The following is a 22548-nucleotide window of genomic DNA, read 5'->3' on the forward strand; positions in this document are numbered from 1 at the left end:
CCTAGACTTCAAAGTTCATCATCTTGCGCATGACCAGGATGCCGATCGACATCCAGACAGCGGCACAACCCAGTATCAGATTGCCAACGCTGGTGGTGAACAGCGGCATCAGATAGTCGGGGCTGGAAAGATAGACGAGAAAAGCAACGATGAAGGGCAGCGCGCCGATGATGGCGGCGGACGCCTTCGCCTCCATGGACAGCGCCTGCACCTTGGCTTTCATCTTCTTGCGATCACGAAGCACGCGTGAAAGGTTGCCCAGCGCCTCGGACAGATTGCCGCCGGCCTGCGACTGGATCTGGATGACGATGCCGAAAAAACTCGCCTCGGTGCACGGCATGGTTTCGGGCATCCGCAAGGTTGCATCCGGGATCGAAAGGCCCATCTGCTGCGAATCGACGATGCGGCGAAACTCCATCTTCACCGGCTCGGGGGATTCGTTGGCGATGAGCCGCACGGCATCGTTCAGCGGCAGGCCGGACTTGACCGCGCGCACGATGATGTCGAGCGCGTTTGGAAATTCGTTGAGGAATGCCTTGACCCGGCGCGCGCGGCGAAACGATACGAACCAGCGCGGCAGGCCGAGCGCGCCAGCCAACAGCACGCCGGGCAAGACAAGCATCGGCGCGCCGGCCACGAATGCGATCACCGTCAGCGCCAGACCGCATATGGCGGAATAAATGTAGAAACGCTCGATTGAGACCTTCATTCCGGCTTGCCGGAGTTGCGCCTTCAGCGGCGCCTTCTTGATGGCGCTGTCCTTGGTCTTCTGCTTCTCGTCGAGCTCCTTCAGCGAATCCTGCACGGATTTCCGACGCTTGGCCGCATCCGTCGCGCGGTCGCGGGAGGCCTTGACAACCGACCGGTCCGTCTCGGCGGCCTTGATCGTCTCCAGCCGCTTTCCAGCCTGCTTCTCATTGCTGATCTGGTTGAACAGGAATGCATAGGCGACCGCGCCGGCGCTGAAGCCGGCGAGCACGACAAACGCCAATACGGTGCCGTCAATTCCAAACATCGACCAGAACCCTCAACGCCGCGTCAGTCAGCGCGTTTCTCCATAGCCTCGAGTGCAACGGCGAGGCGCTGCTCCTCGCCGTAGTAGCGAGCGCGGTCCCAGAAATGCGGGCGGCCGATGCCGGTCGAGACATGCTCGCCCAGCAGCCTGCCGTTGGCGTCCTCGCCCTTGATGTTGTAGAGGACGATGTCCTGCGTGATGATGACGTCGCCTTCCATCCCGATCACCTCGGTGATGTGAGTGATACGGCGCGATCCGTCGCGCAGACGCGCCGCCTGGATGATCACGTCGATGGAACCGACGACGATTTCGCGCACGGTTTTCTGCGGCAGCGAATAACCGCCCATGGCGATCATGGATTCGATACGGTTCAGGCATTCGCGCGGGCTGTTCGAGTGGATCGTTCCCATCGAGCCGTCATGGCCGGTGTTCATCGCCTGCAGAAGATCGAACACCTCGGGTCCGCGCACCTCACCGACGATGATGCGCTCGGGCCGCATGCGCAGGCAATTCTTGACCAGGTCGCGCATCGTCACTTCGCCTTCGCCTTCGAGGTTGGGCGGGCGGGTTTCCAGACGCACGACATGGGGCTGCTGCAGTTGCAGTTCGGCCGAGTCCTCGCAGGTGATGACGCGCTCGTCGCGGTCGATGTAGTTGGTGAGGCAGTTGAGCAGCGTCGTCTTGCCGGAGCCGGTGCCGCCCGAGATGACGATGTTGCAGCGAACACGACCGATGATCTTGAGGACCTCGGCGCCCTGCGGTGAGATGGCACCGAACTTGACCAGTTGATCGAGCGTCAGCTTGTCCTTCTTGAATTTGCGGATGGTGAGGGCGGTGCCGTCGATGGCGAGCGGCGGAGCGATGACGTTGACGCGAGAGCCGTCGGGAAGGCGGGCGTCGCAGATCGGGCTGGATTCGTCCACACGGCGACCGACCTGACTGACAATGCGCTGGCAGATGTTGAGAAGCTGCTGGTTGTCACGAAAGCGAATGCCGGTCTGCTCGACCTTGCCGTTGACCTCGATGTAGACGTTCTTGGAGCCGTTGACCATGATGTCGGCGATGTCGTCGCGGGCGAGCAATGGCTCGAGCGGCCCGTAACCAAGCACGTCGTTGCAGATGTCCTCGAGCAATTCCTCCTGCTCGGCGATCGACATCGCGAAATTCTTGATCGCGATGATGTCGTTGACGATGTCGCGGATTTCCTCGCGCGCGGTCTCCGGGTCGAGCTTGGCGAGCTGCGACAGGTCGATCGTGTCGATCAGCGCCGAGAAGACCTGGCTCTTGGTGTCGTAATAGGTTTCGCTCTTTTCGCGCTGGGGCCGCCTCGCCTCCGGCGCGATGGGCGGCGCCTCGACGGCGCGGCGAGCCGGCGGCGCCACTGGCGCGCTTGGCTGCAGCGGTGCCGCGGGCCGGGCAAGAACCGCCGTATCCGTCGAACCGGGGGGCGGCGGCGCGGCCGGCGCTGGTGCTGGCTGGCGGAATTCCGGCGTGAACCGATTGCCGTCGTCGTTGCCTCTTTTACCGAACATGATCGACTACCGGTTCCAAAAGCGTCACTTCTTGTTAAGCGAGAGCTTGCCGAGCAGACCGCCCAGGCCAGCCTTCTTCTTCGTGCGGATTTCGCTTCGCCCGGTCAGCACATGGGCAATCTCGTTGATGATCGCGACAACCGGGTTCTTGGCATCCATCTCGCCGAGCATACGCCCGTTGTTGGCGGCATTGCCGAACAGCAGTGGGTCGAAGCCGATGACCGACATCGGCGTCAGGCCGAGCGGCTCGGCGAAATCGGTCGGCGAAATTTCCGGCCGCTTGGGAACGCCGGACTGGTTGATGATCAGCTTGGGCGGCGGGTCGTTGGGGCGAAGCCGCTTGAGCATGTCGACCATGTTCTTGGTGTTGCGCAGATTGGCCAGTTCCGGGGTCGCCGTGATGACGATCTCGTCGGCTTTGACCAGCGTGTTCTTGGCCCAGCCCGTCCAGACATGGGGGACGTCAAGGACCAGAAGCGGCACGCTGCGCTGCGCGGTATCGACAAGCTGCGCAAAGGCGTCGGGATCGAAGTCGTAGACGCGTTCCAGCGTCGAGGGCGCGGCGAGCAATGACAAATGCTCGGCGCACTGCGTCAGCAGCCGGTCGAGATAGACTTCGTCGACGCGTTCGGGTGAGAACACCGCTTCGGCGATGCCCTGAGCCGGATCCTGGTCGAAATTGATATTGGCCGTGCCGAAGGCGAGATCGAGGTCGGCGACGACGACCTCGGATTTGAACAGGGAGGACATTGCCCAGGCGACATTGTGGGCGATGGTGGAAGAGCCGACGCCGCCCTTGGCGCCGACAAAGGCGATCGAACGCCCGATCGGTTCAGCCTCCGGATCGACGAAAATCGACGACACGACGCTGACGATGTCGGCCATCGAAACGGGCGCGATGACATATTCGGAGATGCCGGAGCGGATGAGCTCGCGGTAGAGACCGACATCATTGTAATGGCCGATTACCACCACTTTGGAGGATGGATCGCAGTATTCAGAGAGCTGGGCGAGTTGCTCCAGCAGTTGCTTGGGTTCGCTGCGTGACTCCAGCAGGATCAGGTTCGGCGTCGGCGCCGACTGATAGAACTCGATTGCCGTGGGAATGCCGCCCATATGGACCTTGAGATGGGCCTTGGTCATGCGGCGGTCCTCGCCGGCGCGCTCGACCGGATTGGCAACGCCCTCGGTCTCGCAGAATGCCTGGATCGAGATGCGCGGAACCGGCCGCAACGCCTGCATCGCGGCGATGTCCTGCGGCGATGTATCACCGCCGTCCACGGTGGCGTCATAGGCAAGATTGCTCATGGTCATGCTCTTTCCGTGGCCTTTTCTTTCCCTGTCTTCTCTTTCCCCGAAGGGTCGCTTAGTAGGTCACTTCCGAATTGCCGAGGAATTCACCCGAAATGCCCCTGGCGCGGTAGACATCGATCACCTTGCCGCGATTTTCCGCGTCGATGGTGGTCTGCTTGCGCGGCCCGAGCAGATCGGCCGGGTTGGCCATCTGGGCGGCGAGATTGTTCTGATAGGAGCAGCCAAAGTCGGCATAGTGCTTGTTTTCCGACGTCTCGAACAGATCGTCGGGCCAGCGTCCGCATTTGTCGGTCTGGGCCCTCACCGCGATATAGGAGACACGAACCGGAGCGGATGTCTCACTCGAGCCGGCCTGATAGGAGGTGACGACGATCCGGTTGCGCTTGATACCGCTGGCAACCGCGAGCCTGGCGAAATCACGGCCGGCCGCCGTCGCGGCAACCTCGTTGGCCGATCCGCTCGGAATCTGGATGGTCAATGTCGGCGCGGCACTCTTGTCATAGCCGTCCAGGAACCCCAGCAGCGTGTCGCGCTGCGAACCGGTCATGCCGCGGTCGCCGGCGCCGACGGGCAGGTCGATCTTCTGGTTCTTCTCCGCGATGACGATCGGATGGTTGGTGCGATAGTCGTCCGGGATGGCGCCGACGGTGATGCTGTCGCGCTGGGCGCACCCGGCCAGCAGCGCGGTCATCGCTACCGCCAGAACCGGCAGCATCCGCAGCCCGGTCCGCGAACGGCAGGCGCGCATCGTCGTGGCGATGGTCCTTGTCTTCAACGCTGACTGAGACATGTCCGCTTCCCCATTCACTTGTAGATGTAGCCGACAACGCCGTGGTAACGGCCGTTGGGCTTGTCGGTCTGCATGGTGCCGTAGACGCGATTGACCTTGCCAAGGAAATTGGCGGCACCGTCGCTGGCAGGGTTGAAATTGTCGTCCGGCTTGGCGAGATCGTTGCGTGCCACCGGCTTCGCCAGATATGGCGTGATGAAGATCACCAGCTCGCTTTCGTTGCGCACGAAGTCCCGGCTGCGGAACAAGGTGCCAAGGACCGGGATCTTGGCGAGACCCGGGAGTCCCGAGACCGCTTGACGCACGTCGTCGCGGACCAGACCCGCAATCATCATGGAGCCGCCGGAAGGCAACTCGATCGTGGTGTCAGCCAGGCGCTTGCGGATCGACAACAGTGTGGTTCCAGGCAAGTTGCCCAGGCCTTCGAGGGTGGTGGCGCCTTCCGTCGTTGGCTCCGACACCGAGGTCCTGACCTTGAGGCTGATCCGGCCGGCCGACAGCACGACTGGCTGGAACTCGAGGCCAATGCCGTATTCGATCTGTTGGTTGGAGTATGTGATCTGACCGGTCTGGTTCTGTTGTGAAACGTTCTGTGAGCGCTGGGTAATGATGTTGAACTCACCGCCGACTTTGAATGTCGCCTTCTCACCCGACACCGCCGTCAGTGTTGGTTCGGCCAGGGTTTTCATGACTCCCGACTGTTCCATCGCATTTATGTAGGCCTGAAAGGGCGAGCGTGCGTTGCCAAGCCCAAAGCCTGAGTACTGCGATAGCGGTTTGCCCAAACCGTAATTCTGCGAACCCAGCGCGTTCCAGCTGATACCGTTGCTGTTGCCGCTGGCGATCATGTTTACGCCGAGCTGCTTCATCACAGAGCGACTGACTTCAGCGACCGTCACCTTGAGCGTGACCTGGTCGTCGCCGATGATCTGCAGAAGATTGACGATCTTCGAGACGCGTCGTTCCTGGTCGGGGTTGTTGATGTCGACGCCGCCCTGGGCCGAGCCGCCGGCCGCGGTCTGCGAATACTGCCCGGTCGTTGCTTCACCGCCGGAGACGAAGATCGTCGCAAGGTCGACCGCCCGCTTCGCGTCCAGCGGTGTATCGACCATTCCGGTCAAGACGACGTTGTCGTTCAGCAGTTCCACCTTGACGTCCGAGGTCGGAAGGAAGCGCTTGATATAGTCCTCCAGGCCGGCGACGTCGCGTTCGACGGCCAGGTCCAGGCTGGCGATCTGTTCGCCGTTCGGACCGAAGACGAAAATGTTGGTCTCGCCGACCGATTTGCCGAACAGATAGATACGCCTCGCCGTGCGGGTCACCGCATCGGCAACGGTCGGGTTGGCGACAAGAATGTCGTAGGCATCGCTCGGCAGGTCTATGACCACCGATTTGTTGAGGCCAAGCTTGACGCGCTGCGTGGCTGTCGTGGCCGACACCTGCGTGTTCTTCGCCTCGACGACGCCCTGTACATTCGTTCCGACGAGCAGCAGGCCGAATGCCGCGGCTGCGATTGCCGGCAGTTTACCGCTTAGCCTCATTTCCTTGCCCCTACTTCGGAGACTTCGCCCGACTTGATCAGTCTCACCGTTCCCTTGCGTCCATTGCCGGAAACGAGATAGTCGGCCTCGCCCACATTCTTTTCCTGGGTGTCCGCGACCGCGCGCAAGGCCAGCGTCAGGCGATCCGCCATCTGCTGGGCGACGGTGATGATCTCCGCCTGCTTGGGCGTCAGCTCCAGCGTGGCGGTCTGGCCCACCCTGGTCTTCTTGCCCTCCTCGTCTTCCTGGATCGTCTGGTCGATCGCCAGGACGCGAATGTTCTTGAGGATGGTTTCGGTGTTGAAGCCGGTGCTGCCGCTGTTGGCATCCGCCCTGCGGGTCATGATGACGTCGACGAAATCGTTGGGAAGGATGAAGCCGCCGGCCGAAGTGTCGGCCGAGATGGTCGTGGCGACCGCCCGCATCCCGGAGGGCAGGATGGACGACATGAAGCTCTGCCCCTCGCCGATCAGCTTGGAACGCCGCACCGGCTCACCGGCATACATCGGCACGCGGGCGATCGATCCCTTCAATTTCTCCAGGGCGTCGGGAGCATTGGCCTTGGTGATGAAATTCGCGTTGACGCCGTCGGCCGGCCAGGATTGCCAGGAAATGTTGTTCTGAAGCGCGTTGCCCATCGCGACATCGCCCGAGAGCACAAGCACGTCCTGCAGGGCCACGGCGGGAGCCTGGGGGCCGGAATCGACCACGATCTGGGGCGGCGGCGCGGCGACCATGTTCTTTGCGACATAGCCAGCGCCACCCGCCGCGGCCACCGCCACGCTCAGAATAATAAGTCGGGATGCTGGCATCTGTCCGAACCTCGCCCTTGGCAAACCACGTAGCCAGGCCGGACTTTGCAGCGGCAATCGTCAAAACAAGGTTAATGTAATGCTTACGATCGTGATTAATTTAAGGTTTACATAAATTAGCTTGATCGCTGCGCCACGTATAAAGGGCCCGGCCAAGGCTCATTTCAAAGCCGGACGGGCAATGTGGTCAGGGAAACGGAAAACGATCGCCTTCAGCTCGCAAGCCTGGCCAGCGCCCACACCATCAAAGGTGAATCCGGATAGGTCAGCAGCCCGCCAAGGCCAAGCGCGATCCCGTAGGGAATCCCGACAGACTCTTCCGCGAAATGGCGCAGGAACGGATTGCGGCCCGTCACAACCGCCAGCGGCGACTTCCGGTAAAGCAGGATGGCTATCGTCAGCAGGCCGCCGATGAGTGTCGAGACAACAAGGTATTCGACGAGTTGGATGTTCAACCCCATCCACACGGCCGTTGCGGCCAGCAGCTTGGCGTCGCCGCCTCCCATGCCACCCATTGCGAACAGGCCGAACGTCACGGCAAGGACAAGGACGCCGGCGGCGAAATGCCAACCATAGGCGGCCCACTCCATACCCGTCAGCGGCGCGACCAGCGCGAAGACGACGACAAGCAGCACCGACACGCGGTTGGCAATTGTCATCGACAGCATGTCGGAGATCGCTGCAAACAGCATGCAGAAGGGAAAGACGACGAAGATCAGGGCTTCAAGCATCGGCGCCATGCCTATTGTTCACGGGCTCAATCTAGAATGGATCGATTAACGATTGATGAGGTCGGGGAGGCTCAGTCGGCTGCGACTTCGACAAGCAACAATAGACAGGGGCCGCCCATATGGGCGGCCCCTGTTTGAAAGACATTCTGAACGTTCAGCAATAGGCAGATTAGCTGCCGCTTGAGTTCAGGGTGTTTCCGATGTTGGAGAACTTGGCGTTGATTGCATTGCCGAGGGCGCCGGCGCCGGTGATGATGGCGAGCGCGATGAGAGCGGCGATCAGACCATATTCGATAGCGGTCGCGCCGGATTCGTCCTTCACGAAACGTGCAAAAAGGTTAGACATTCGAGAGCTCCTACTCCACGTGTTACAGCACTTCCGTCAACTTCTGTGATGGTTGATCGGATGCTGCCAATCTAGGGAGAAGCTCTTTCGATCGGCTTAATAAACAGCCTTACCGATTCCTTTCCCGGCTCGAACCGAATGCGTGGTTAACCCGACGCTAAGCGCTGGCTAATGCACTGTTTCGCAAGCCAATGCCGCAAAAGGCAAGGGCTTTGGCAAAGCTTGCGACCGGCACGTAGCCGGCGATGCGATCAGCCACACCGATCGCCATATCCACCGCCGCAAGCCGACTTAACCGTTGGTTCACCAATCTCGTTCATGTTCCGTTGAACAGTTTGCTTGCGGGAGCGCATCGATGGCCGTGCAGAGATCCTCAATCCTGATTGCCGTGCTTCTTGCCGCCACGAGCTTGGTCACGCCAGCCAAGGCCGCCGCCGATATCGAAGTGACGATGAATCAGGCCAAGATCGTGAAGTTGTCGCGTCCCGCCGACACGATCGTCGTTGGCAACCCGGCCATCGCCGATGCCTCCGTCCAGGACGCCTCCACGATCGTGCTCACCGGCAAGGGTTTCGGTGTCACCAATCTCGTCGTTCTCGACCAGGAGGGCAGCCCGATCGTCGACGCGCAGGTTACCGTCGTGCGGCAGGCGGCCTCGTCGGTTCGCATTTACCGGCGCGCCGAGGTCCAGACCATGTCTTGCACGCCCTATTGCGAAAGCTCCTACAAGAGCGAGGCCGAGAAAGCCTCCGAGTCCGAGATGAGCGCAAGCAAGTAGGTTGTGCGGCCCCACCAGCCTGTCCAGGTTACCGGCCGGTTAAGGCGCCCGCGCCGACTTTAACGATCATTCAAACCGGGCCTCAATTGGTTTGCGCTAATACACCTGTCGGAACCGTCCAGGGGTGGCAGGAACAGGACATGGGCAACGAATTCAGCTCGACAGATCAGCACAGGGCGGAGCGCGCCGGGTTTCTGACGCGCTTCGTTCGCAATCGCCGTGGCAGCACGGCCATCGAATTCTCGATACTTGCATTGCCGTTCGCTCTCCTCGTATTCGCCATCCTTGAAAGCTGCATCTCGTTCGCCGGCCAGGAGGTGATGGCCAACATCACCGACGATGTCGCGCGCCAGTTGCGCACGGGCCAACTGCGGCCGGCCGACGTCGCCGGGAGCAAATTGACGACCCTGATCTGCGGCAGGTTGCAGATCATCGTCTCCACGGATTGCCCGCAACAGCTGCTCGTGGACCTTCGCGAGTATCCGACCTTCGCGGACGCGGCCACCGCGACCTTCAAGATCCAGAACGGCGATGTCGTGCTGATGCAAGGCACGAACTCACAGACTTTCGCAAACACGCCTGGCCTGGCGGAATCGAAGAACATGCTGCGGGTCTTCTACAGATGGCCTGTCATGACCGATCTGATGGCCAAGTCGATGGCCAATCTGAATGGCGGCAGGACGCTGCATTTTGCCTCGGTGACCTGGCAGAACGAGCCGTTCGACAATTGAGTTCAGAACGACCAACAAGAAAAAGGCAAATGCCATGATGCGTGCGGGGGCACATCTGAAAATCGCGGAGTCCTGGAGCAGGACGATCGGATTCTGGTCTAACCGCAAGGGCATCGCGGCGGTCGAGTTCGCTCTTATCGTTCCGATTCTGCTGGTCATGTACTTCATGACCATGGAGGCTTCGCAGGCCATCGAGACCAGCAAGAAGGTCAGCCGCATCGGCAGCATGGTTGCCGATCTCGTCACGCAGCAGCCGACCATCGTCAAGGCGGATCTCGACGCCATCATGAAAATCGGCACCTCGACCATTCAGCCCTACAACCGCTCGACGCCGAACATCACCATCACGGCAATACAGGTCACCACCGATACACCACCCAAGGTCCTGGTCGTGTGGTCGCGCAAGGTTGACACTGGCGTCTATAGTGCCGCGGCCGCCGCGGGCACGGCCACAACGGTTCCGGCAACGCTCAAGGTGGCCGGCACCTTTCTCATCCGCGTCGACAGCAATCTGAGCTATACGCCGATCATCGGCTGGACGACCGACACCCAACAAAAGCTTGGGCTGACCAAATCCCTCACCACCACGATCCCGATGGGCGAGACCTACTATCTGCGTCCGCGCAGAAGTTTGACCATTCCCTGCGGCGATTGCTGAAGACTTTTACTGCCGGCTCCCATCGAGCAACACCTGGCGCACGATGGCCTCGGCCGGCGCATAATCCTTTGGGGCCACGGTCAAAAAGCCGCCGGAGTGCTTCGATTCCAGGAGATCGTAGACATCCGGCGTCGTCGATTTGAGGTTGGTGAGGAACACGGTCAGCCGGCGCCTGGCTTCCGCGTCGAGATCGCTGCGCACGGCATGGGGACCGTATCTCAGCAGGCCAGACATCCACACCACCTGGAGCGCCGACGGCGAAAGGCCGGCCGCTTCGAGCCTGGCCTGCGTGCCACCGGATAGCAGCGGCTGGCCATCGGCCGCGGCCCGCACCCAGCCGAACGTGGCGTCGGCCTGGCCGTCGACAAGCATGGTTTCCGCCGCGGACGCCGAATCGGCATGGATCAGAAACGGGGCATCCTCGGTGATCTTGGCGTGTTCGGCGGCCAACTCCACCAGCGGCAAAAGCGAGCCCCCGACGCTGTCCGCCGGCGGCATGGCGATCCGGTGCGTCTCCATCGCCGCCAGGCCGGACAGCTTGCCGTCCCGGGTCAACAGCACGGAGCGGATGCCGGCCGCACCATCGGAATCGACCGGAGCCACAAGCGGTTCGACACATCCGCAACGCTGCAGCGCCGTCGCGTAGGCCGTCGCCGAATAGATGGCGTACTGGATCCGGGCGTTGGCCTGCGCCTCGATCAGTGCGGCGTAATCGCGCGCAACGACGAACTCCACCTTCATGCCAAGCGCATTGGTAAACGATTGCGTCAACAGCGCCAGCCCCGGAACAGTGTTGCCGGCGCCGGGCTCGGCGACGATTCCGATGCGGAATGTGCCGATATCATCGCGCCAGTCGGCCCGCGCCGGACCGCAGCAGAGCGCGCCGTGCATGACCGCAAGGGCAGCACATGTCTTCAGAGCGCCGTTCATGACAAGACTGTCCTGCGTTTCCTTCGATCCATGCCCAAGTCCCAGCGTTGCGATGCTTTACATGTCGGATTGTGCCTGTCGTCGTCGCCCCAAACCCGTGCGCCTTTGTGGGCGACATGCCCTTTTGGTTGTCCATGTCGTTGTCCCAAAACGCATGCGCACTTTCGGGCGACATGGACAGGACCATCGCGCCAAGCCGTTGCCGTTTGGTTTCAGAATTGCCAATGCCGCCTTGGAACCCTATGTCTGGGCGTCCAAACTGGCAACAATGACCCGATGGCGCGTGCTTTCCTCTTCGTCCTGGACTCTTTCGGCATCGGTGGTGCGGCCGACGCCGAACGCTATGGCGACGCCGGCGCCAACACGCTTGCGCATATCGCCGAAGCTTGCGCCGAAGGGCGCGCGGATCGCGAGCGGCTTCGGCAAGGGCCGCTGTTTGTCCCGCACATGGCGTCGCTCGGGCTTGGCAAGGCAGCGGAGACGGCGACAGGGTTGGGTTTTGCCCATTTCGGGACGGATCTGGTCGCCAACGCCTTCCATGGCGCGGCGCAGGAAGTTTCGAGCGGCAAGGACACACCTTCCGGCCACTGGGAGATCGCGGGGCTGCCAGTGCGTTTCGAGTGGGGTTACTTCCCGGATACGGTTCCCGCCTTTCCGGCTGATCTGACCGCGGCGATGATCCGCGAGGGCGAGGTGCCAGGCATTCTCGGCAACTGCCATGCGCCGGGCACCGAGATCATCGAACGGTTCGGCGAGGAACACATCCGTACCGGCAAGCCGATCTGTTACACCTCCGTCGATTCGGTCCTGCAGATCGCCGCGCATGAAGTTCATTTCGGGTTGGATCGGCTTTATGAATTCTGTCAGGTGGTGCGCCGGCTGGTCGATCCGCTCAGAATCGGGCGCGTGATCGCACGGCCGTTTGTCGGCGAGACCGCCGCCACCTTCCAGCGGACCTACAATCGCCGTGACTATGCCGTGCCACCGCCGGAGCCGACCTTGCTCGACCGGCTGACGGAGCGGGGAAGCCACGTCATCGCCGTCGGCAAGATCGGTGACATCTTCGCCCATCGCGGGATTTCGGAAGAGCGCAAGGCCGCCGGCAACATGGCCATGTTCGAGAAGGCGCTCGGTGCGATGGACGATGCCGGCGATGGCGATCTCGTTTTCGCCAATTTCGTCGATTTCGACACCGAATTCGGCCATCGCCGCGACGTCGCCGGCTATGCCGCCGCGCTCGAGGCCTTCGACCGACGGCTGCCGGAAGCATTCGCCAAGCTGCGGCAGGGCGACCTTCTCATCCTGACGGCCGACCACGGCAATGATCCGACCTGGCGAGGGACCGATCACACGCGTGAACGCATCCCCGTGATCGGCATGGGACCGGGTCTGGCAGGTGGCGACATCGGACTGAGAACGACATTCGCCGATATCGGCGAAACCGTCGCCGAGCACCTCGGGCTGGCGCCTGGCCGCCACGGCACTTCTTTCCATGCGATGATTGGCGGCCATGCCTGAATTGCCCGAAGTCGAAACGGTCCGGCGTGGCCTGCAGCCGGTCCTGGAAGGCGCCCGTCTGACCAGGGTCGAGGCGCGTCGGCCAGACCTCCGGTTTCCCTTTCCCGAACGGTTTTCGGAAAGGCTGACCGGCAGGACCATCACTGCACTCGGCCGCCGGGCCAAATATCTGACCATGCATGTGCAGGACGGCCCGGTGCTGATCTGCCATCTCGGCATGTCGGGTTCCTTTCGCATCGAGACCGACGACGACGGCGAGACACCCGGCGTGTTTCACCACGAGCGCTCGAAAAGCACGGCACACGACCATGTGGTATTCGATGTGGTCGGTGCCGACGGCGCCCGGTCCCGCGTGATCTTCAACGACCCGCGCCGCTTCGGTTTCATGCTGTTTGCGGAAGGATCGCCGGAGACGCACCCGATGCTGGCCGGGCTGGGCGTGGAGCCAACGGGCAATACGCTGGACGGCGCGCTGCTCGCCTCGTTGCTGCAAGGCCGCGGATCGCCGCTCAAGGCAGCACTTCTTGACCAGAAGCTGATCGCGGGACTTGGCAATATCTATGTCTCGGAGGCGCTTTGGCGCGCCGGCCTGTCGCCCCTGCGCGAGGCGGGCACCATCGCCAAGCCGGGCAAGAAGGCCCGACAACAAAGCGAATGCCTGGCCGAGGCGATCCGCTCGGTCATATCGGATGCCATCGCCGCCGGCGGGTCTTCGCTGCGCGACTACATGCACACCGACGGATCGCTGGGGTATTTCCAGCATTCCTTCGCCGTCTACGACCGTGAAGGCGAGCCCTGCCCGAAGCCCGGCTGCGGCGGCCATATCGAGCGCGTCGTGCAGAGCGGACGCTCGACCTTCTATTGCCGGACGTGTCAGAGCTGAGTTAGACCAGCGGAGCGAGGAGAAGCGGCCATGGCCTATGAAACGATCATCACCGAGACGCGCGGCAAGGTCGGACTGGTCACTCTGAACCGGCCAAAGGCGCTCAATGCGCTGAACCTTCAGCTTCTGGCCGAACTGGTCGCAGCCGTGAAAGACTTCGACGCCGACGCCGGCATCGGCGCCGTGGTCATTACCGGTTCCGACAAGGCCTTTGCCGCCGGCGCCGACATCAAGGAAATGCAGGCAATCTCCTTTGCAGACGCGTATCTACAGGACCTATTCGTCGGCTGGGAAGACCTGACGCGGGTCCGGAAACCCGTTATCGCGGCAGTGGCCGGCTATGCGCTCGGCGGCGGATGCGAACTGGCAATGATGTGCGACTTCATCATTGCCGCCGACACGGCCAAATTCGGCCAGCCCGAAATCACGCTCGGCGTCATTCCCGGCATGGGCGGGTCGCAGCGCCTGACCCGGTTTGTCGGCAAGTCGAAGGCGATGGACATGTGCCTGACCGGGCGGATGATGGATGCGGCGGAAGCCGAGCGCTCAGGCCTGGTGTCGCGGGTCGTGCCCGCCGCCGAGCTTGTCGAGGAGGCGGTCAAGGCGGCGGCCAAGATCGCCGACTTCTCGCTGCCGTCGGTGATGATGGCGAAGGAAGCCGTCAACCGTTCCTATGAGACGACGCTGGCCGAGGGATTGCGGTTCGAACGTCGTCTGTTCCATTCGCTTTTCGCGCTAGAAGACCAGAAGGAAGGCATGACGGCCTTCGCCGAAAAGCGGAAGCCGAATTTCGCCAATCGGTAGAGCCTTGCCGGCCCGCGGCCGAAACCCTGTGGCGTCGACCAAAAAGAACGCCAGGCAGCGTTGACGCGCCGGAAAAGCTGAACTATAAGCCGCACCAACCGAGGCGGCCCTGTGGCTGCCCGTTTGTTTTTTGCGCCCTGCGGCATGCCGCGTGCGCCGACCAGATCAGAAGAGAGGCATCATGGCCAACACATCCTCGGCCAAAAAGGCAACGCGCAAGATCGCCCGCCGCGCGGCGATCAACAAGAACCGCCGCTCGCGCGTGCGCACCTATGTCCGCCAGGTCGAGGAGGCGCTCGCCTCCGGTGACAAGGCTGCCGCGCAGGCCGCCTTCAAGGCCGCCGAGCCAGAATTGATGCGTGCCGCAACCAAAGGCGTCATCCACAAGAACACAGCGTCACGCAAGGTGTCGCGCCTGGCCGCACGGCTCAAGGTGCTGTCGGCCTAACATCGCTATACAGACTAGCTTGTCTAAAACCCGGCCGCTCGCGCCGGGTTTTTTCGTTTGCCGGCAAGTACTTGAAAAGAATGCTCGGAAACGGCGCCTGGGGCGGCTTCCAAGCTTCCAAATGCTTTGCCGGCACATACGTGCCCCCTGGCGGCTGGCGCGCTCAAAAAGTGCCATCTTGTAAATTCCTAGCTACCAGAAATAAGCAATATTTTTCAGATACTTACCCATGGTCATCCACAGCATGTCCACAGCACCCCAGAGCGATGGGAGGACAACTGGCTGTCAAGCGAATTATTTCAGAATATTTCGTATCGGCCCGGCTTTTTCATATTCGCCGGAAAAGGGTTTGAATCACAATGGCTTTGTCAAAATCCGCCGCTGCGACATGGCGCCCGAAGGCGCCGGAGGTAACCAGATTCCTTAAAAATCCGTTAGACGTGGCCTTGCCCTATCCACAGCGATTTCGGTAATGTCCATTCATCGAAGGGGACGGGCCTCTGGCCCTTAACCCAGCCTGACGCAGCCAGCTTAAATTGGCGGGATTTGCGACGCGGATCAAGTCCGCGGACGGCTTTGGTTTGCCCTTTTCGATACGGTAGGGGACTGGCGTAACGAGACATGGCAGGTTGACAGCGCGCCGGCGTTTTACGCCGGACGATGTTGTATTGCCCTGACATACCCAACGCGGACTGGCTTCCATGGGCCGGCACCGGTTCCCTCCGGATAGTGGCGACGTTCATTGCCGGCGGCGGCAACGGGCATCGTAGCGAAGACGCAATCGCCGGAACAAGGATGCAGGAGGCGCATTCCCGGCGGAAAACGGTACAGAAAGACAAGGAACTCGATCATGCAGAGCGGCGTCGAAAGGGAGCTTACGGGCGACCTCCCATTTCCTGGAACTTTGATCGGAGCAAACGAGATGGCGGTTTCCAGCGACGCGGAACAGAAGTTCGACCGGGTCAAGGCCCAGTTGAAGGCGCGTCTGGGAGCTGAAGTCTATTCGAGCTGGTTCGGCCGCATGAAGGTCGCGGAAGCGTCCAAGGGCATTGTCCGCATCTCGGTCCCCACCGCGTTCCTGCGCTCGTGGATCAACGGCCACTATCTCGACCTCATCTCCGAACTGTGGAAGCAGGAGGATGCCGATCTCCTCAAGATCGAGATCGTGGTGCGCACGGCCACCCGTCAGGGGCGCAGCCATGCCGAGCCGGAATTGGCGCCGGCGCGCAAGATGACACGACAGACGCAGACGGCGCTGGCCGCCGGCACCGTAAGCCCCGGCAGGGTGGAACGGCCCCCCGTACCGCGCCCGGGTGCGGCGGTCGAGAGCGAGTTCCGCCACAATGTGCTGGGGTCGCCGCTCGATCCGCGCTACACGTTCGGCTCCTTCATCGAGGGGCCGTCGAACCGGGTGGCCTTCGCCGCCGCCAAGGCCGTGGCGGAATCGCAGTCGAGCGCCGTGCGCTTCAATCCGCTATTCCTGCATGCGACCGTCGGGCTCGGCAAGACCCACTTGCTGCAGGCCATCGCTGCGGAATCGCTGAAGCAGAACCCGAAGTCCCGCGTCGTCTATCTCACCGCGGAATATTTCATGTGGCGCTTCGCCACGGCGATCCGCGACAACAACGCGCTGACGCTCAAGGAGCAGCTGCGCGACATCGACCTCCTGATCATCGACGACATGCAGTTCCTGCAGGGCAAGTCGATCCAGCATGAATTCTGCCATTTGATCAACATGCTGCTCGATAGCGCCAAGCAGGTCGTTGTCGCCGCCGACCGGCCGCCGTCGGAGCTGGAGTCGCTGGAGCCGCGCGTCCGCTCACGCCTCAATGGCGGCGTCGCGCTTGAAATGTCGGCGCCCGATTTCGCCATGCGTCTCGGCATGCTCAAACTGCGCCTGGCCACGGCCCGGATCGACGACGCATCGCTCGACATTTCCGAAGAGATCCTCAATCACGTCGCCCGCACCGTGACCGGCAGCGGACGCGAACTGGAGGGCGCCTTCAATCAGCTGCTGTTCCGGCAGTCGTTCGAGCCGCAAATCACCATTGACCGCATCGATGAGATCCTCGGCCACATCTATCGCACCGGCGAGCCGAAGCGGGTCCGCATCGAGGATATCCAGCGCATCGTGGCGCGCCACTACAATGTGTCGAAGACCGAATTGCTGTCCAACCGGCGCACGCGCACTATCGTCAAGCCACGGCAGGTCGCGATGTACCTGTCGAAGGTGATGACGCCGCGCTCACTGCCCGAAATCGGACGGCGCTTCGGCGGCCGCGACCACACCACGGTGCTGCACGCCGTGCGCAAGATCGAGGACCTTTCCGGCAATGACAACACGCTGGCACAGGAACTCGAGCTGCTGCGACGGCTGATCAACGACCAGGCCTGACCGGTTCAGGACGAGCAAGCCGGAACTGGGCTGGAATTCAACGGCTTGCCTGCCCGGCGGTGAGCCCGGAATGGGCTCGCGGCATCGGTCGCCGAAGATGCGGATTCCGGATTCAGCACACCGGTCGGCGGTCTTCGCGGCGTTTATCCCCAGAAAGCCCGCGCAGCCTGCCCGAACCGGTGTCGCGGGCTTGCGTTTGCTGGCTTTTTCCTGTCAGTTTACTCAGATTCTGAGCCTGTTCAGACCTTTCGCGGGGCGCCGCCAGCCGGAGACCCGCTCATCCTTTCAAGCGAGCCTGTTTCGTCATGCGTGTTATCCTGGAACGGTCAAATCTCCTGAAGTCGCTCAACCACGTCCACCGTGTGGTCGAACGGCGCAACACGATACCGATCCTGTCCAATGTGCTGCTCAGCGCCGAAGGCGCCAGCCTGGAAATGAAGGCCACCGACCTCGACCTGGAGGTGACGGAAGCAACGCCAGCCAAAGTGGAGCGTGGCGGGGCGACGACGGTTCCAGCGCATCTGCTCTACGACATCGTGCGCAAGCTCTCGGACGGAGCCGAGGTGATGCTGAAGACGGATGAGGACGGCAATGCCATGACGGTGACGTCGGGCCGCTCGAGCTTCCGCCTGCAGTGCCTGCCGCAATCCGATTTCCCCGAACTTTCGGCCGGATCGTTCTCACATATCTTCCGGCTCGACTCGGTTGCCCTGAAGGGGTTGATCGAGAAGACGCAGTTCGCCATTTCCACCGAGGAGACGCGCTACTATCTCAACGGCATCTACCTGCACACGCATGAAGTCGGCGGGAAGCTGAAGCTGCGCTCGGTGGCGACCGACGGCCACCGCCTGGCGCGCGCCGAAATCGACGCGCCGGCAGGTTCCGAAGGCATGCCGGGCATCATCATTCCGCGCAAGACGGTGAGCGAGCTGCAGAAACTGGTCGACGATCCGGATGTCGCCGTGACCACCGAACTGTCCGATACCAAGATCCGCTTCACCATCGGTAGTGTGGTCCTGACCTCGAAGCTGATCGACGGCACCTTCCCCGACTATCAGCGGGTCATTCCGACGGGCAACGACAAGAAGCTGATCCTCGACCGCCAGAGCTTTGCCGCCGCCGTCGATCGCGTTTCGACAATTTCCTCCGAACGGGGCCGCGCGGTGAAGCTTTCGATCAGCGAAGGCCAGGTAACGCTCGCGGTCAACAACCCGGATTCCGGCAGCGCCACCGAGGAACTGGCGGCCGATTACTCCTCCGACCCGATCGAGATCGGCTTCAACGCCAAGTATCTGCTTGATGTCGCCGCGCAGCTCACCGGCACGGAAGCCAAATTCATGCTGGCCGATGCCGGTTCGCCGACGCTGATCCACGACATGGCCGACGAGACCGCGCTTTACGTGCTGATGCCGATGCGGGTGTAGCCGGCGCTGCATCATCGATCCGGCGCTGCGACAGGACCGGCAGCAAGCACAATGGTCGCGGCACTTCCACAGGCGGATAGCGGTTGCCGGCACAGACCCATATAAGTAAGCTTACACTTACTAATTTCCGCAACTATGCGGCGCTGGCGATCGACCTCGCCCCGGGCGCTGTCGTGTTTTCCGGCGACAATGGCGCCGGCAAGACCAACCTGCTGGAAGCGATTTCCTTGCTGACGCCCGGGCGTGGCCTGCGCCGTGCCCCTTACGCCGATGTCGCGCGCGAAGGCGGCGATGGCGGCTTTGCGCTGCATGCCCGGCTCGACGGACCCGACGGCCAGGTCGAGATCGGCACGGGCATTTCGGCTGGCGAAGGCGAAGGCGGCAGGCGCGTTCGCATCAACGGCGCGACCGCCCGATCGGCCGAAGACATGCTGGAATGGCTGCGCGTGGTTTGGCTGACGCCGGCCATGGATGCGCTGTTCACCGGACCGGCCGCGGATCGCCGGCGCTTTCTCGACAGGCTGGTTCTGGCGATCGATCCCGGCCACGGCCAGCGCGCGCTCGACTACGAAAAGGCCATGCGCGGCCGTAACCGCCTGCTTACGGATGGATCCCGGGACGATCGTTGGTTCGAGGCGATCGAGACGCAGATGGCCGAAACCGGCGTCGCCATTGCGGCAGCGCGCGCCGAACTGGTGCGCCTGCTCGCCGCCATGATCGACAGGCTGCCCGACACGGGGCCGTTCCCACAGGCCGACATCAGCCTTTCGGGCGATCTGGAAGCCGAGGTTTCCAGCGCGCCGGCGGTCGATGTCGAGGAGCGGTTCCGCCGGGCGCTCGCCGGCGGACGCGATCGCGATCGTGCCGCGGGACGAACGCTCGAAGGCCCGCACCGTTCCGATCTCCTGGTGCGGCATCGGCCCAAGGCAATGCCGGCAGAGCTCTGTTCTACCGGCGAGCAGAAGGCCTTGCTGGTCGGTATCGTGCTCTCGCATGCAAGGCTGACCGGCGAGATGTCCGGTATGACGCCGATCCTGCTGCTGGATGAGATCGCGGCACACCTCGACGGCGGGCGGCGGGCGGCACTGTTCTCGATCCTCGAAGAGTTGAACTGTCAGGCCTTCATGACGGGAACCGATGCCGCGCTGTTCTCCAGCCTCAAGGGGCGTGCGCAATTCCTAACCGTCGACCATGGCACGGTTGGGCCAACCGAAGACGCCTGACAAGGTTTTTCGGCCGCTGTATTGTCCCGACATGACCACTGCGCTCACCGCCGACGAGATCGAACGCTACGCCCGCCACATCGTGCTGCCGGAGGTCGGTGGTGCGGGCCAACAGAAGCTCAAGCAGGCACGCGTCCTAGTGATCGGCGCCGGCGGGCTGGGCGCGCCGGTGCTCGAATACCTTGCGGCGGCCGGCGTCGGCACGCTCGGCATTGTCGACGACGACACCGTGTCGCTCTCCAATTTGCAGCGCCAGGTCATCCACGACACCGATACGGTCGGCAAGCTGAAAACCGACAGCGCCAGGGCGGCAATCGCCCGCATCAATCCCAACACCGTGGTCGAGACGCACACGTTCCGGCTGAGCGCGGACAACGCCCATGCCCTCGTCGCCCGCTATGACATCGTGGTCGACGGTTCCGACAATTTCGAGACCCGTTATACGGTGGCCGACGCCTGCGCGAGCGCGCGCAAACCCCTGGTGCACGCCGCCGTTGGCCGCTTCGACGGCTCGGTGACGGTGCTGAAGCCTTTCGAGGTCGGCAAGGATGGCAAGCCTAACCCCGGGTACCGCGATCTCTTTCCCGAAGCGCCACCGCCAGGCCTGGTGCCGTCCTGCGCCGAGGCCGGGGTGCTTGGGGCGCTGACCGGCGTCGTCGGCACGCTGCAGGCGATGGAGGCGATCAAGCTGATCACCGGCATTGGGGAGCCGCTGGTCGCCCGACTGCTGCTCTACGATGCGCTCGCCGCGCGCTTTGAGACGATCCGCTACGCCAGGCGCTGATCTTGGAGCGGACCATGCCCCTTACAATCGACCGCATTCCGGCCGATTTCGGCCGCTGGGACGAGGTGCTTGCCTTGATCATGCATGCCTTCGCCTTCATGGACGGCGTCATCGACCCGCCGTCCTCGGCTCACCTGCTCACCGTCGATACACTGCGCGACAAAGCCTTACGCGAGACCGGTTTCGTGGCTCTCGATGACGACAGGATCGTCGGCTGCGTCTTCGCTCAGGAAAGGGCCGACGATCTTTACGTCGGCAAGCTCGCCGTCGCCCCGGACTGCCAGGGGCAAGGCATCGGCCGGCGACTGATGCAGTGTGTCGAACGTCTCGCGCTCGATCGCGGCAAGGCGGCGCTGGAACTGCAGACGCGCATCGAGCTTACCGCCAATCACGCCGCCTTTGTCCGCCTCGGCTTTCACGAGACCGGGCGCACGGCGCATGAGGGCTATGCCAACCCGACATCGATCACCCTGCGCAAGGTCCTTTCGTAAGCCTTGGCTTGCATTTGGAGAACAGGGACCGCGTTGCCGCGATGCCGTCAGGTTCTGAGCGGCAGCACGCGGTCGGGCGGGCGGTGACCGTCAACGAAGGCCCGGATGTTGATGATGACTTTCTCGCCCATGTCGATGCGGCCCTCGAGCGTCGCCGAACCCATATGCGGCAAAAGCACGACCTTGTGCCGGGCAGCAAGCTTGAGCAGCTTGGCATTGAGCGCCGGCTCATGCTCGTAAACGTCGAGGCCGGCGCCGGCGATCTTGCCGTCCTGGATCAGCTTGACCAGCGCTTCCTCGTCGATGATGTCGCCGCGCGCGGTGTTGACGACGTAGGCTGTGGGCTGCAGCAGCGCCAAGCGCCGTGCCGACAGAAGATGGAAGGTCGCGGGCGTCGACGGACAATTGACGGAGATGATGTCCATGCGGGCCAGCATCTGGTCGAGGCTCTCCCAATAGGTCGCCTCCAGCCCGTCCTCGACCGCCGGCAAAACGCGGTGACGGTTGTGATAGTGAATGGAAAGGCCGAAGGCCTTGGCCCGGCGCGCGACGGCCGTGCCGATGCGGCCCATGCCGACGATGCCCAGCCGCTTGCCCCAGATGCGCCGGCCAAGCATCCAGGTCGGCGACCAGCCGGCCCATTTCTTGTCGCCGGTGAGTACATTGGCGCCCTCCGCCAGCCGGCGCGGTACCGCCAGCATCAGCGCCATGGTCATGTCGGCGGTATCTTCGGTCAGCACATTGGGCGTGTTGGTGACGGTGATGCCCCTCTTGGCGGCCGCGGCCACGTCGATCTTGTCGACGCCGTTGCCGAAATTGGCGATCAGCTTGAGGTTGTCGCCGGCCTGGGCGATCAGCGCCGCGTCGATCTGATCGGTCACCGTCGGCACCAGCACGTCGGCCTCCTTGACCGCGGCGACCAGCTCCGGCTGCGTCATCGGCCTGTCCTCGACATTCAACCTGGCGTCGAACAGCTCGCGCATGCGGGTCTCGACAGGGTCGGGCAGCTTTCGCGTGATGACCACGAGAGGCTTCTTTTTGCCTACCATTGTTTCCCTCGTTGAGACCTCTTTAACCAAGACCGGCGAAACTGAAAGCCGGTCGCGGTAGCCGATTTACCCATGTAACAAGCGGTGCCGCCGAAGACAAAGAAAAAGGGGCGCCAAGGCCGTCGGGCCGACGCCGAAAGGAACGAAAGTGTCTGGTTTCGCGTCGCTTCGCCTGGCTCTCAGCGCAGCATTTCTCGGCGCTCTCCTCTATTCCCCGCTTGCCGCTGCGCAGGGCGCGGCCGCGCCCGCCCAGAGCGCCGTCACGCTTGGGCCGAGCGGCCTGCCGCTGCCGCGATTCGTCAGCCTGAAGTCCGGCCGCGTCAATTCGCGCGTCGGCCCCGGCGCCAACTA

Annotated in this window: 22 protein-coding genes and 1 pseudogene; 13 read left to right on the forward strand and 10 right to left on the reverse strand. The window is 62.7% G+C overall.

The features are described 5' to 3' along the window. Position 1: 1 nt before the first annotated feature. The 8 genes from C1D09_RS04820 to C1D09_RS04855 form a co-directional block, all read right to left on the reverse strand. Complete coding sequence (locus C1D09_RS04820) at positions 2–1015, reverse strand: type II secretion system F family protein (RefSeq protein ID WP_143973240.1); 1014 nt, start codon at positions 1013–1015, stop codon at positions 2–4. A 23-nt stretch (positions 1016–1038) separates the two neighbouring features. After that, on the reverse strand, positions 1039–2547 hold the full coding sequence (locus tag C1D09_RS04825; RefSeq protein ID WP_143973241.1) for a TadA family conjugal transfer-associated ATPase: 1509 nt from the start codon (positions 2545–2547) through the stop codon (positions 1039–1041). Positions 2548–2571: 24 nt separating this feature from the next. Further along, complete coding sequence (locus tag C1D09_RS04830) at positions 2572–3855, reverse strand: CpaE/TadZ family protein (RefSeq protein WP_425463403.1); 1284 nt, start codon at positions 3853–3855, stop codon at positions 2572–2574. Positions 3856–3913: 58 nt separating this feature from the next. Next, the gene (locus tag C1D09_RS04835) at positions 3914–4651 is read right to left on the reverse strand and encodes a CpaD family pilus assembly protein (protein ID WP_143973243.1); all 738 of its coding nucleotides are present in this window, start codon (positions 4649–4651) and stop codon (positions 3914–3916) included. 14 nt (positions 4652–4665) lie between these two features. Next, entirely contained in the window at positions 4666–6192 is a 1527-nt protein-coding gene (locus tag C1D09_RS04840) for a type II and III secretion system protein family protein (protein ID WP_143973244.1), read from the reverse strand. After that, positions 6189–7004: a Flp pilus assembly protein CpaB gene (gene cpaB / locus C1D09_RS04845; RefSeq protein WP_143973245.1), complete on the reverse strand. Its 816-nt coding sequence runs from the start codon at positions 7002–7004 to the stop codon at positions 6189–6191. The genes C1D09_RS04840 and cpaB overlap by 4 nt, the downstream gene beginning before the upstream one ends. A gap of 212 nt (positions 7005–7216) precedes the next feature. Beyond that, entirely contained in the window at positions 7217–7735 is a 519-nt protein-coding gene (locus C1D09_RS04850) for an A24 family peptidase (RefSeq protein ID WP_143973258.1), read from the reverse strand. A gap of 169 nt (positions 7736–7904) precedes the next feature. Continuing rightward, positions 7905–8081, reverse strand: a complete 177-nt coding sequence (locus C1D09_RS04855; RefSeq protein ID WP_019863098.1) for a Flp family type IVb pilin — start codon at positions 8079–8081, stop codon at positions 7905–7907. Positions 8082–8436: 355 nt separating this feature from the next. Here C1D09_RS04855 and C1D09_RS04860 point away from each other — a divergent pair, with 355 nt between their 5' ends. From C1D09_RS04860 to C1D09_RS04870, 3 genes are all read left to right on the forward strand, one after another. Continuing rightward, positions 8437–8859 (forward strand): pilus assembly protein N-terminal domain-containing protein, encoded by a 423-nt coding sequence (locus C1D09_RS04860; protein ID WP_143973246.1) that lies wholly within the window; start codon positions 8437–8439, stop codon positions 8857–8859. Between the two features lie 140 nt (positions 8860–8999). Further along, positions 9000–9590 (forward strand): TadE/TadG family type IV pilus assembly protein, encoded by a 591-nt coding sequence (locus C1D09_RS04865; protein WP_143973247.1) that lies wholly within the window; start codon positions 9000–9002, stop codon positions 9588–9590. Positions 9591–9624: 34 nt separating this feature from the next. Then, positions 9625–10248: a TadE/TadG family type IV pilus assembly protein gene (locus C1D09_RS04870; RefSeq protein ID WP_143973248.1), complete on the forward strand. Its 624-nt coding sequence runs from the start codon at positions 9625–9627 to the stop codon at positions 10246–10248. A gap of 6 nt (positions 10249–10254) precedes the next feature. Here C1D09_RS04870 and C1D09_RS04875 read toward each other — a convergent pair whose 3' ends face one another. Then, positions 10255–11178 carry a phosphate/phosphite/phosphonate ABC transporter substrate-binding protein gene (locus C1D09_RS04875; protein WP_143973249.1) on the reverse strand — a complete coding sequence of 308 codons (924 nt, stop codon included), beginning with the start codon at positions 11176–11178 and terminating at the stop codon, positions 10255–10257. 276 nt (positions 11179–11454) lie between these two features. Between C1D09_RS04875 and C1D09_RS04880 the strand changes: the two genes are divergently transcribed. The 9 genes from C1D09_RS04880 (at position 11455) to C1D09_RS04920 (ending at position 21148) form a co-directional block, all read left to right on the forward strand. Continuing rightward, on the forward strand, positions 11455–12696 hold the full coding sequence (locus C1D09_RS04880; RefSeq protein WP_143973250.1) for a phosphopentomutase: 1242 nt from the start codon (positions 11455–11457) through the stop codon (positions 12694–12696). Beyond that, complete coding sequence (gene mutM / locus C1D09_RS04885) at positions 12689–13579, forward strand: bifunctional DNA-formamidopyrimidine glycosylase/DNA-(apurinic or apyrimidinic site) lyase (RefSeq protein ID WP_143973251.1); 891 nt, start codon at positions 12689–12691, stop codon at positions 13577–13579. The genes C1D09_RS04880 and mutM overlap by 8 nt, the downstream gene beginning before the upstream one ends. A 30-nt stretch (positions 13580–13609) precedes the next feature. Further along, positions 13610–14383 carry an enoyl-CoA hydratase gene (locus C1D09_RS04890; RefSeq protein WP_143973252.1) on the forward strand — a complete coding sequence of 258 codons (774 nt, stop codon included), beginning with the start codon at positions 13610–13612 and terminating at the stop codon, positions 14381–14383. 181 nt (positions 14384–14564) lie between these two features. Further along, on the forward strand, positions 14565–14831 hold the full coding sequence (gene rpsT / locus C1D09_RS04895; RefSeq protein ID WP_010913342.1) for a 30S ribosomal protein S20: 267 nt from the start codon (positions 14565–14567) through the stop codon (positions 14829–14831). A gap of 850 nt (positions 14832–15681) precedes the next feature. After that, positions 15682–17226 (forward strand): chromosomal replication initiator protein DnaA, encoded by a 1545-nt coding sequence (gene dnaA / locus C1D09_RS04900; protein WP_143973253.1) that lies wholly within the window; start codon positions 15682–15684, stop codon positions 17224–17226. A gap of 305 nt (positions 17227–17531) precedes the next feature. Next, positions 17532–18650 (forward strand): DNA polymerase III subunit beta, encoded by a 1119-nt coding sequence (dnaN, locus tag C1D09_RS04905; protein WP_010913340.1) that lies wholly within the window; start codon positions 17532–17534, stop codon positions 18648–18650. Between the two features lie 83 nt (positions 18651–18733). After that, entirely contained in the window at positions 18734–19873 is a 1140-nt protein-coding gene (gene recF / locus C1D09_RS04910) for a DNA replication/repair protein RecF (protein WP_143973254.1), read from the forward strand. A gap of 31 nt (positions 19874–19904) precedes the next feature. After that, positions 19905–20657, forward strand: a complete 753-nt coding sequence (locus C1D09_RS04915; protein ID WP_143973255.1) for a molybdopterin-synthase adenylyltransferase MoeB — start codon at positions 19905–19907, stop codon at positions 20655–20657. Between the two features lie 14 nt (positions 20658–20671). After that, on the forward strand, positions 20672–21148 hold the full coding sequence (locus C1D09_RS04920) for a GNAT family N-acetyltransferase (protein ID WP_143973256.1): 477 nt from the start codon (positions 20672–20674) through the stop codon (positions 21146–21148). A gap of 47 nt (positions 21149–21195) precedes the next feature. Here the strand turns inward: C1D09_RS04920 and C1D09_RS04925 are convergent, their stop codons facing one another. Beyond that, positions 21196–22197 (reverse strand): 2-hydroxyacid dehydrogenase, encoded by a 1002-nt coding sequence (locus C1D09_RS04925; protein WP_019863085.1) that lies wholly within the window; start codon positions 22195–22197, stop codon positions 21196–21198. A gap of 148 nt (positions 22198–22345) precedes the next feature. Between C1D09_RS04925 and C1D09_RS04930 the strand changes: the two are divergent. Next, positions 22346–22548, forward strand: a pseudogene (locus C1D09_RS04930) (SH3 domain-containing protein); the annotation flags it as partial.

The sequence above is a fragment of the Mesorhizobium intechi genome (assembly GCF_002879535.1).
In the GTDB taxonomy this organism is placed as follows: Bacteria; Pseudomonadota; Alphaproteobacteria; order Rhizobiales; family Rhizobiaceae; genus Mesorhizobium; species Mesorhizobium intechi.

Bases quoted from the DNA above. Each gene is read 5' to 3' on its own strand.
- C1D09_RS04820 (WP_143973240.1), bottom strand. From the start codon at position 1,015: ATGTTTGGAATTGACGGCACCGTATTGGCGTTTGTCGTGCTCGCCGGC.
- C1D09_RS04825 (WP_143973241.1), bottom strand. From the start codon at position 2,547: ATGTTCGGTAAAAGAGGCAACGACGACGGCAATCGGTTCACGCCGGAA.
- C1D09_RS04830 (WP_425463403.1), bottom strand. From the start codon at position 3,855: ATGAGCAATCTTGCCTATGACGCCACCGTGGACGGCGGTGATACATCG.
- C1D09_RS04835 (WP_143973243.1), bottom strand. From the start codon at position 4,651: ATGTCTCAGTCAGCGTTGAAGACAAGGACCATCGCCACGACGATGCGC.
- C1D09_RS04840 (WP_143973244.1), bottom strand. From the start codon at position 6,192: ATGAGGCTAAGCGGTAAACTGCCGGCAATCGCAGCCGCGGCATTCGGC.
- cpaB (WP_143973245.1), bottom strand. From the start codon at position 7,004: ATGCCAGCATCCCGACTTATTATTCTGAGCGTGGCGGTGGCCGCGGCG.
- C1D09_RS04850 (WP_143973258.1), bottom strand. From the start codon at position 7,735: ATGCTTGAAGCCCTGATCTTCGTCGTCTTTCCCTTCTGCATGCTGTTT.
- C1D09_RS04855 (WP_019863098.1), bottom strand. From the start codon at position 8,081: ATGTCTAACCTTTTTGCACGTTTCGTGAAGGACGAATCCGGCGCGACC.
- C1D09_RS04860 (WP_143973246.1), top strand. From the start codon at position 8,437: ATGGCCGTGCAGAGATCCTCAATCCTGATTGCCGTGCTTCTTGCCGCC.
- C1D09_RS04865 (WP_143973247.1), top strand. From the start codon at position 9,000: ATGGGCAACGAATTCAGCTCGACAGATCAGCACAGGGCGGAGCGCGCC.
- C1D09_RS04870 (WP_143973248.1), top strand. From the start codon at position 9,625: ATGATGCGTGCGGGGGCACATCTGAAAATCGCGGAGTCCTGGAGCAGG.
- C1D09_RS04875 (WP_143973249.1), bottom strand. From the start codon at position 11,178: ATGAACGGCGCTCTGAAGACATGTGCTGCCCTTGCGGTCATGCACGGC.
- C1D09_RS04880 (WP_143973250.1), top strand. From the start codon at position 11,455: ATGGCGCGTGCTTTCCTCTTCGTCCTGGACTCTTTCGGCATCGGTGGT.
- mutM (WP_143973251.1), top strand. From the start codon at position 12,689: ATGCCTGAATTGCCCGAAGTCGAAACGGTCCGGCGTGGCCTGCAGCCG.
- C1D09_RS04890 (WP_143973252.1), top strand. From the start codon at position 13,610: ATGGCCTATGAAACGATCATCACCGAGACGCGCGGCAAGGTCGGACTG.
- rpsT (WP_010913342.1), top strand. From the start codon at position 14,565: ATGGCCAACACATCCTCGGCCAAAAAGGCAACGCGCAAGATCGCCCGC.
- dnaA (WP_143973253.1), top strand. From the start codon at position 15,682: ATGCAGAGCGGCGTCGAAAGGGAGCTTACGGGCGACCTCCCATTTCCT.
- dnaN (WP_010913340.1), top strand. From the start codon at position 17,532: ATGCGTGTTATCCTGGAACGGTCAAATCTCCTGAAGTCGCTCAACCAC.
- C1D09_RS04915 (WP_143973255.1), top strand. From the start codon at position 19,905: ATGACCACTGCGCTCACCGCCGACGAGATCGAACGCTACGCCCGCCAC.
- C1D09_RS04920 (WP_143973256.1), top strand. From the start codon at position 20,672: ATGCCCCTTACAATCGACCGCATTCCGGCCGATTTCGGCCGCTGGGAC.
- C1D09_RS04925 (WP_019863085.1), bottom strand. From the start codon at position 22,197: ATGGTAGGCAAAAAGAAGCCTCTCGTGGTCATCACGCGAAAGCTGCCC.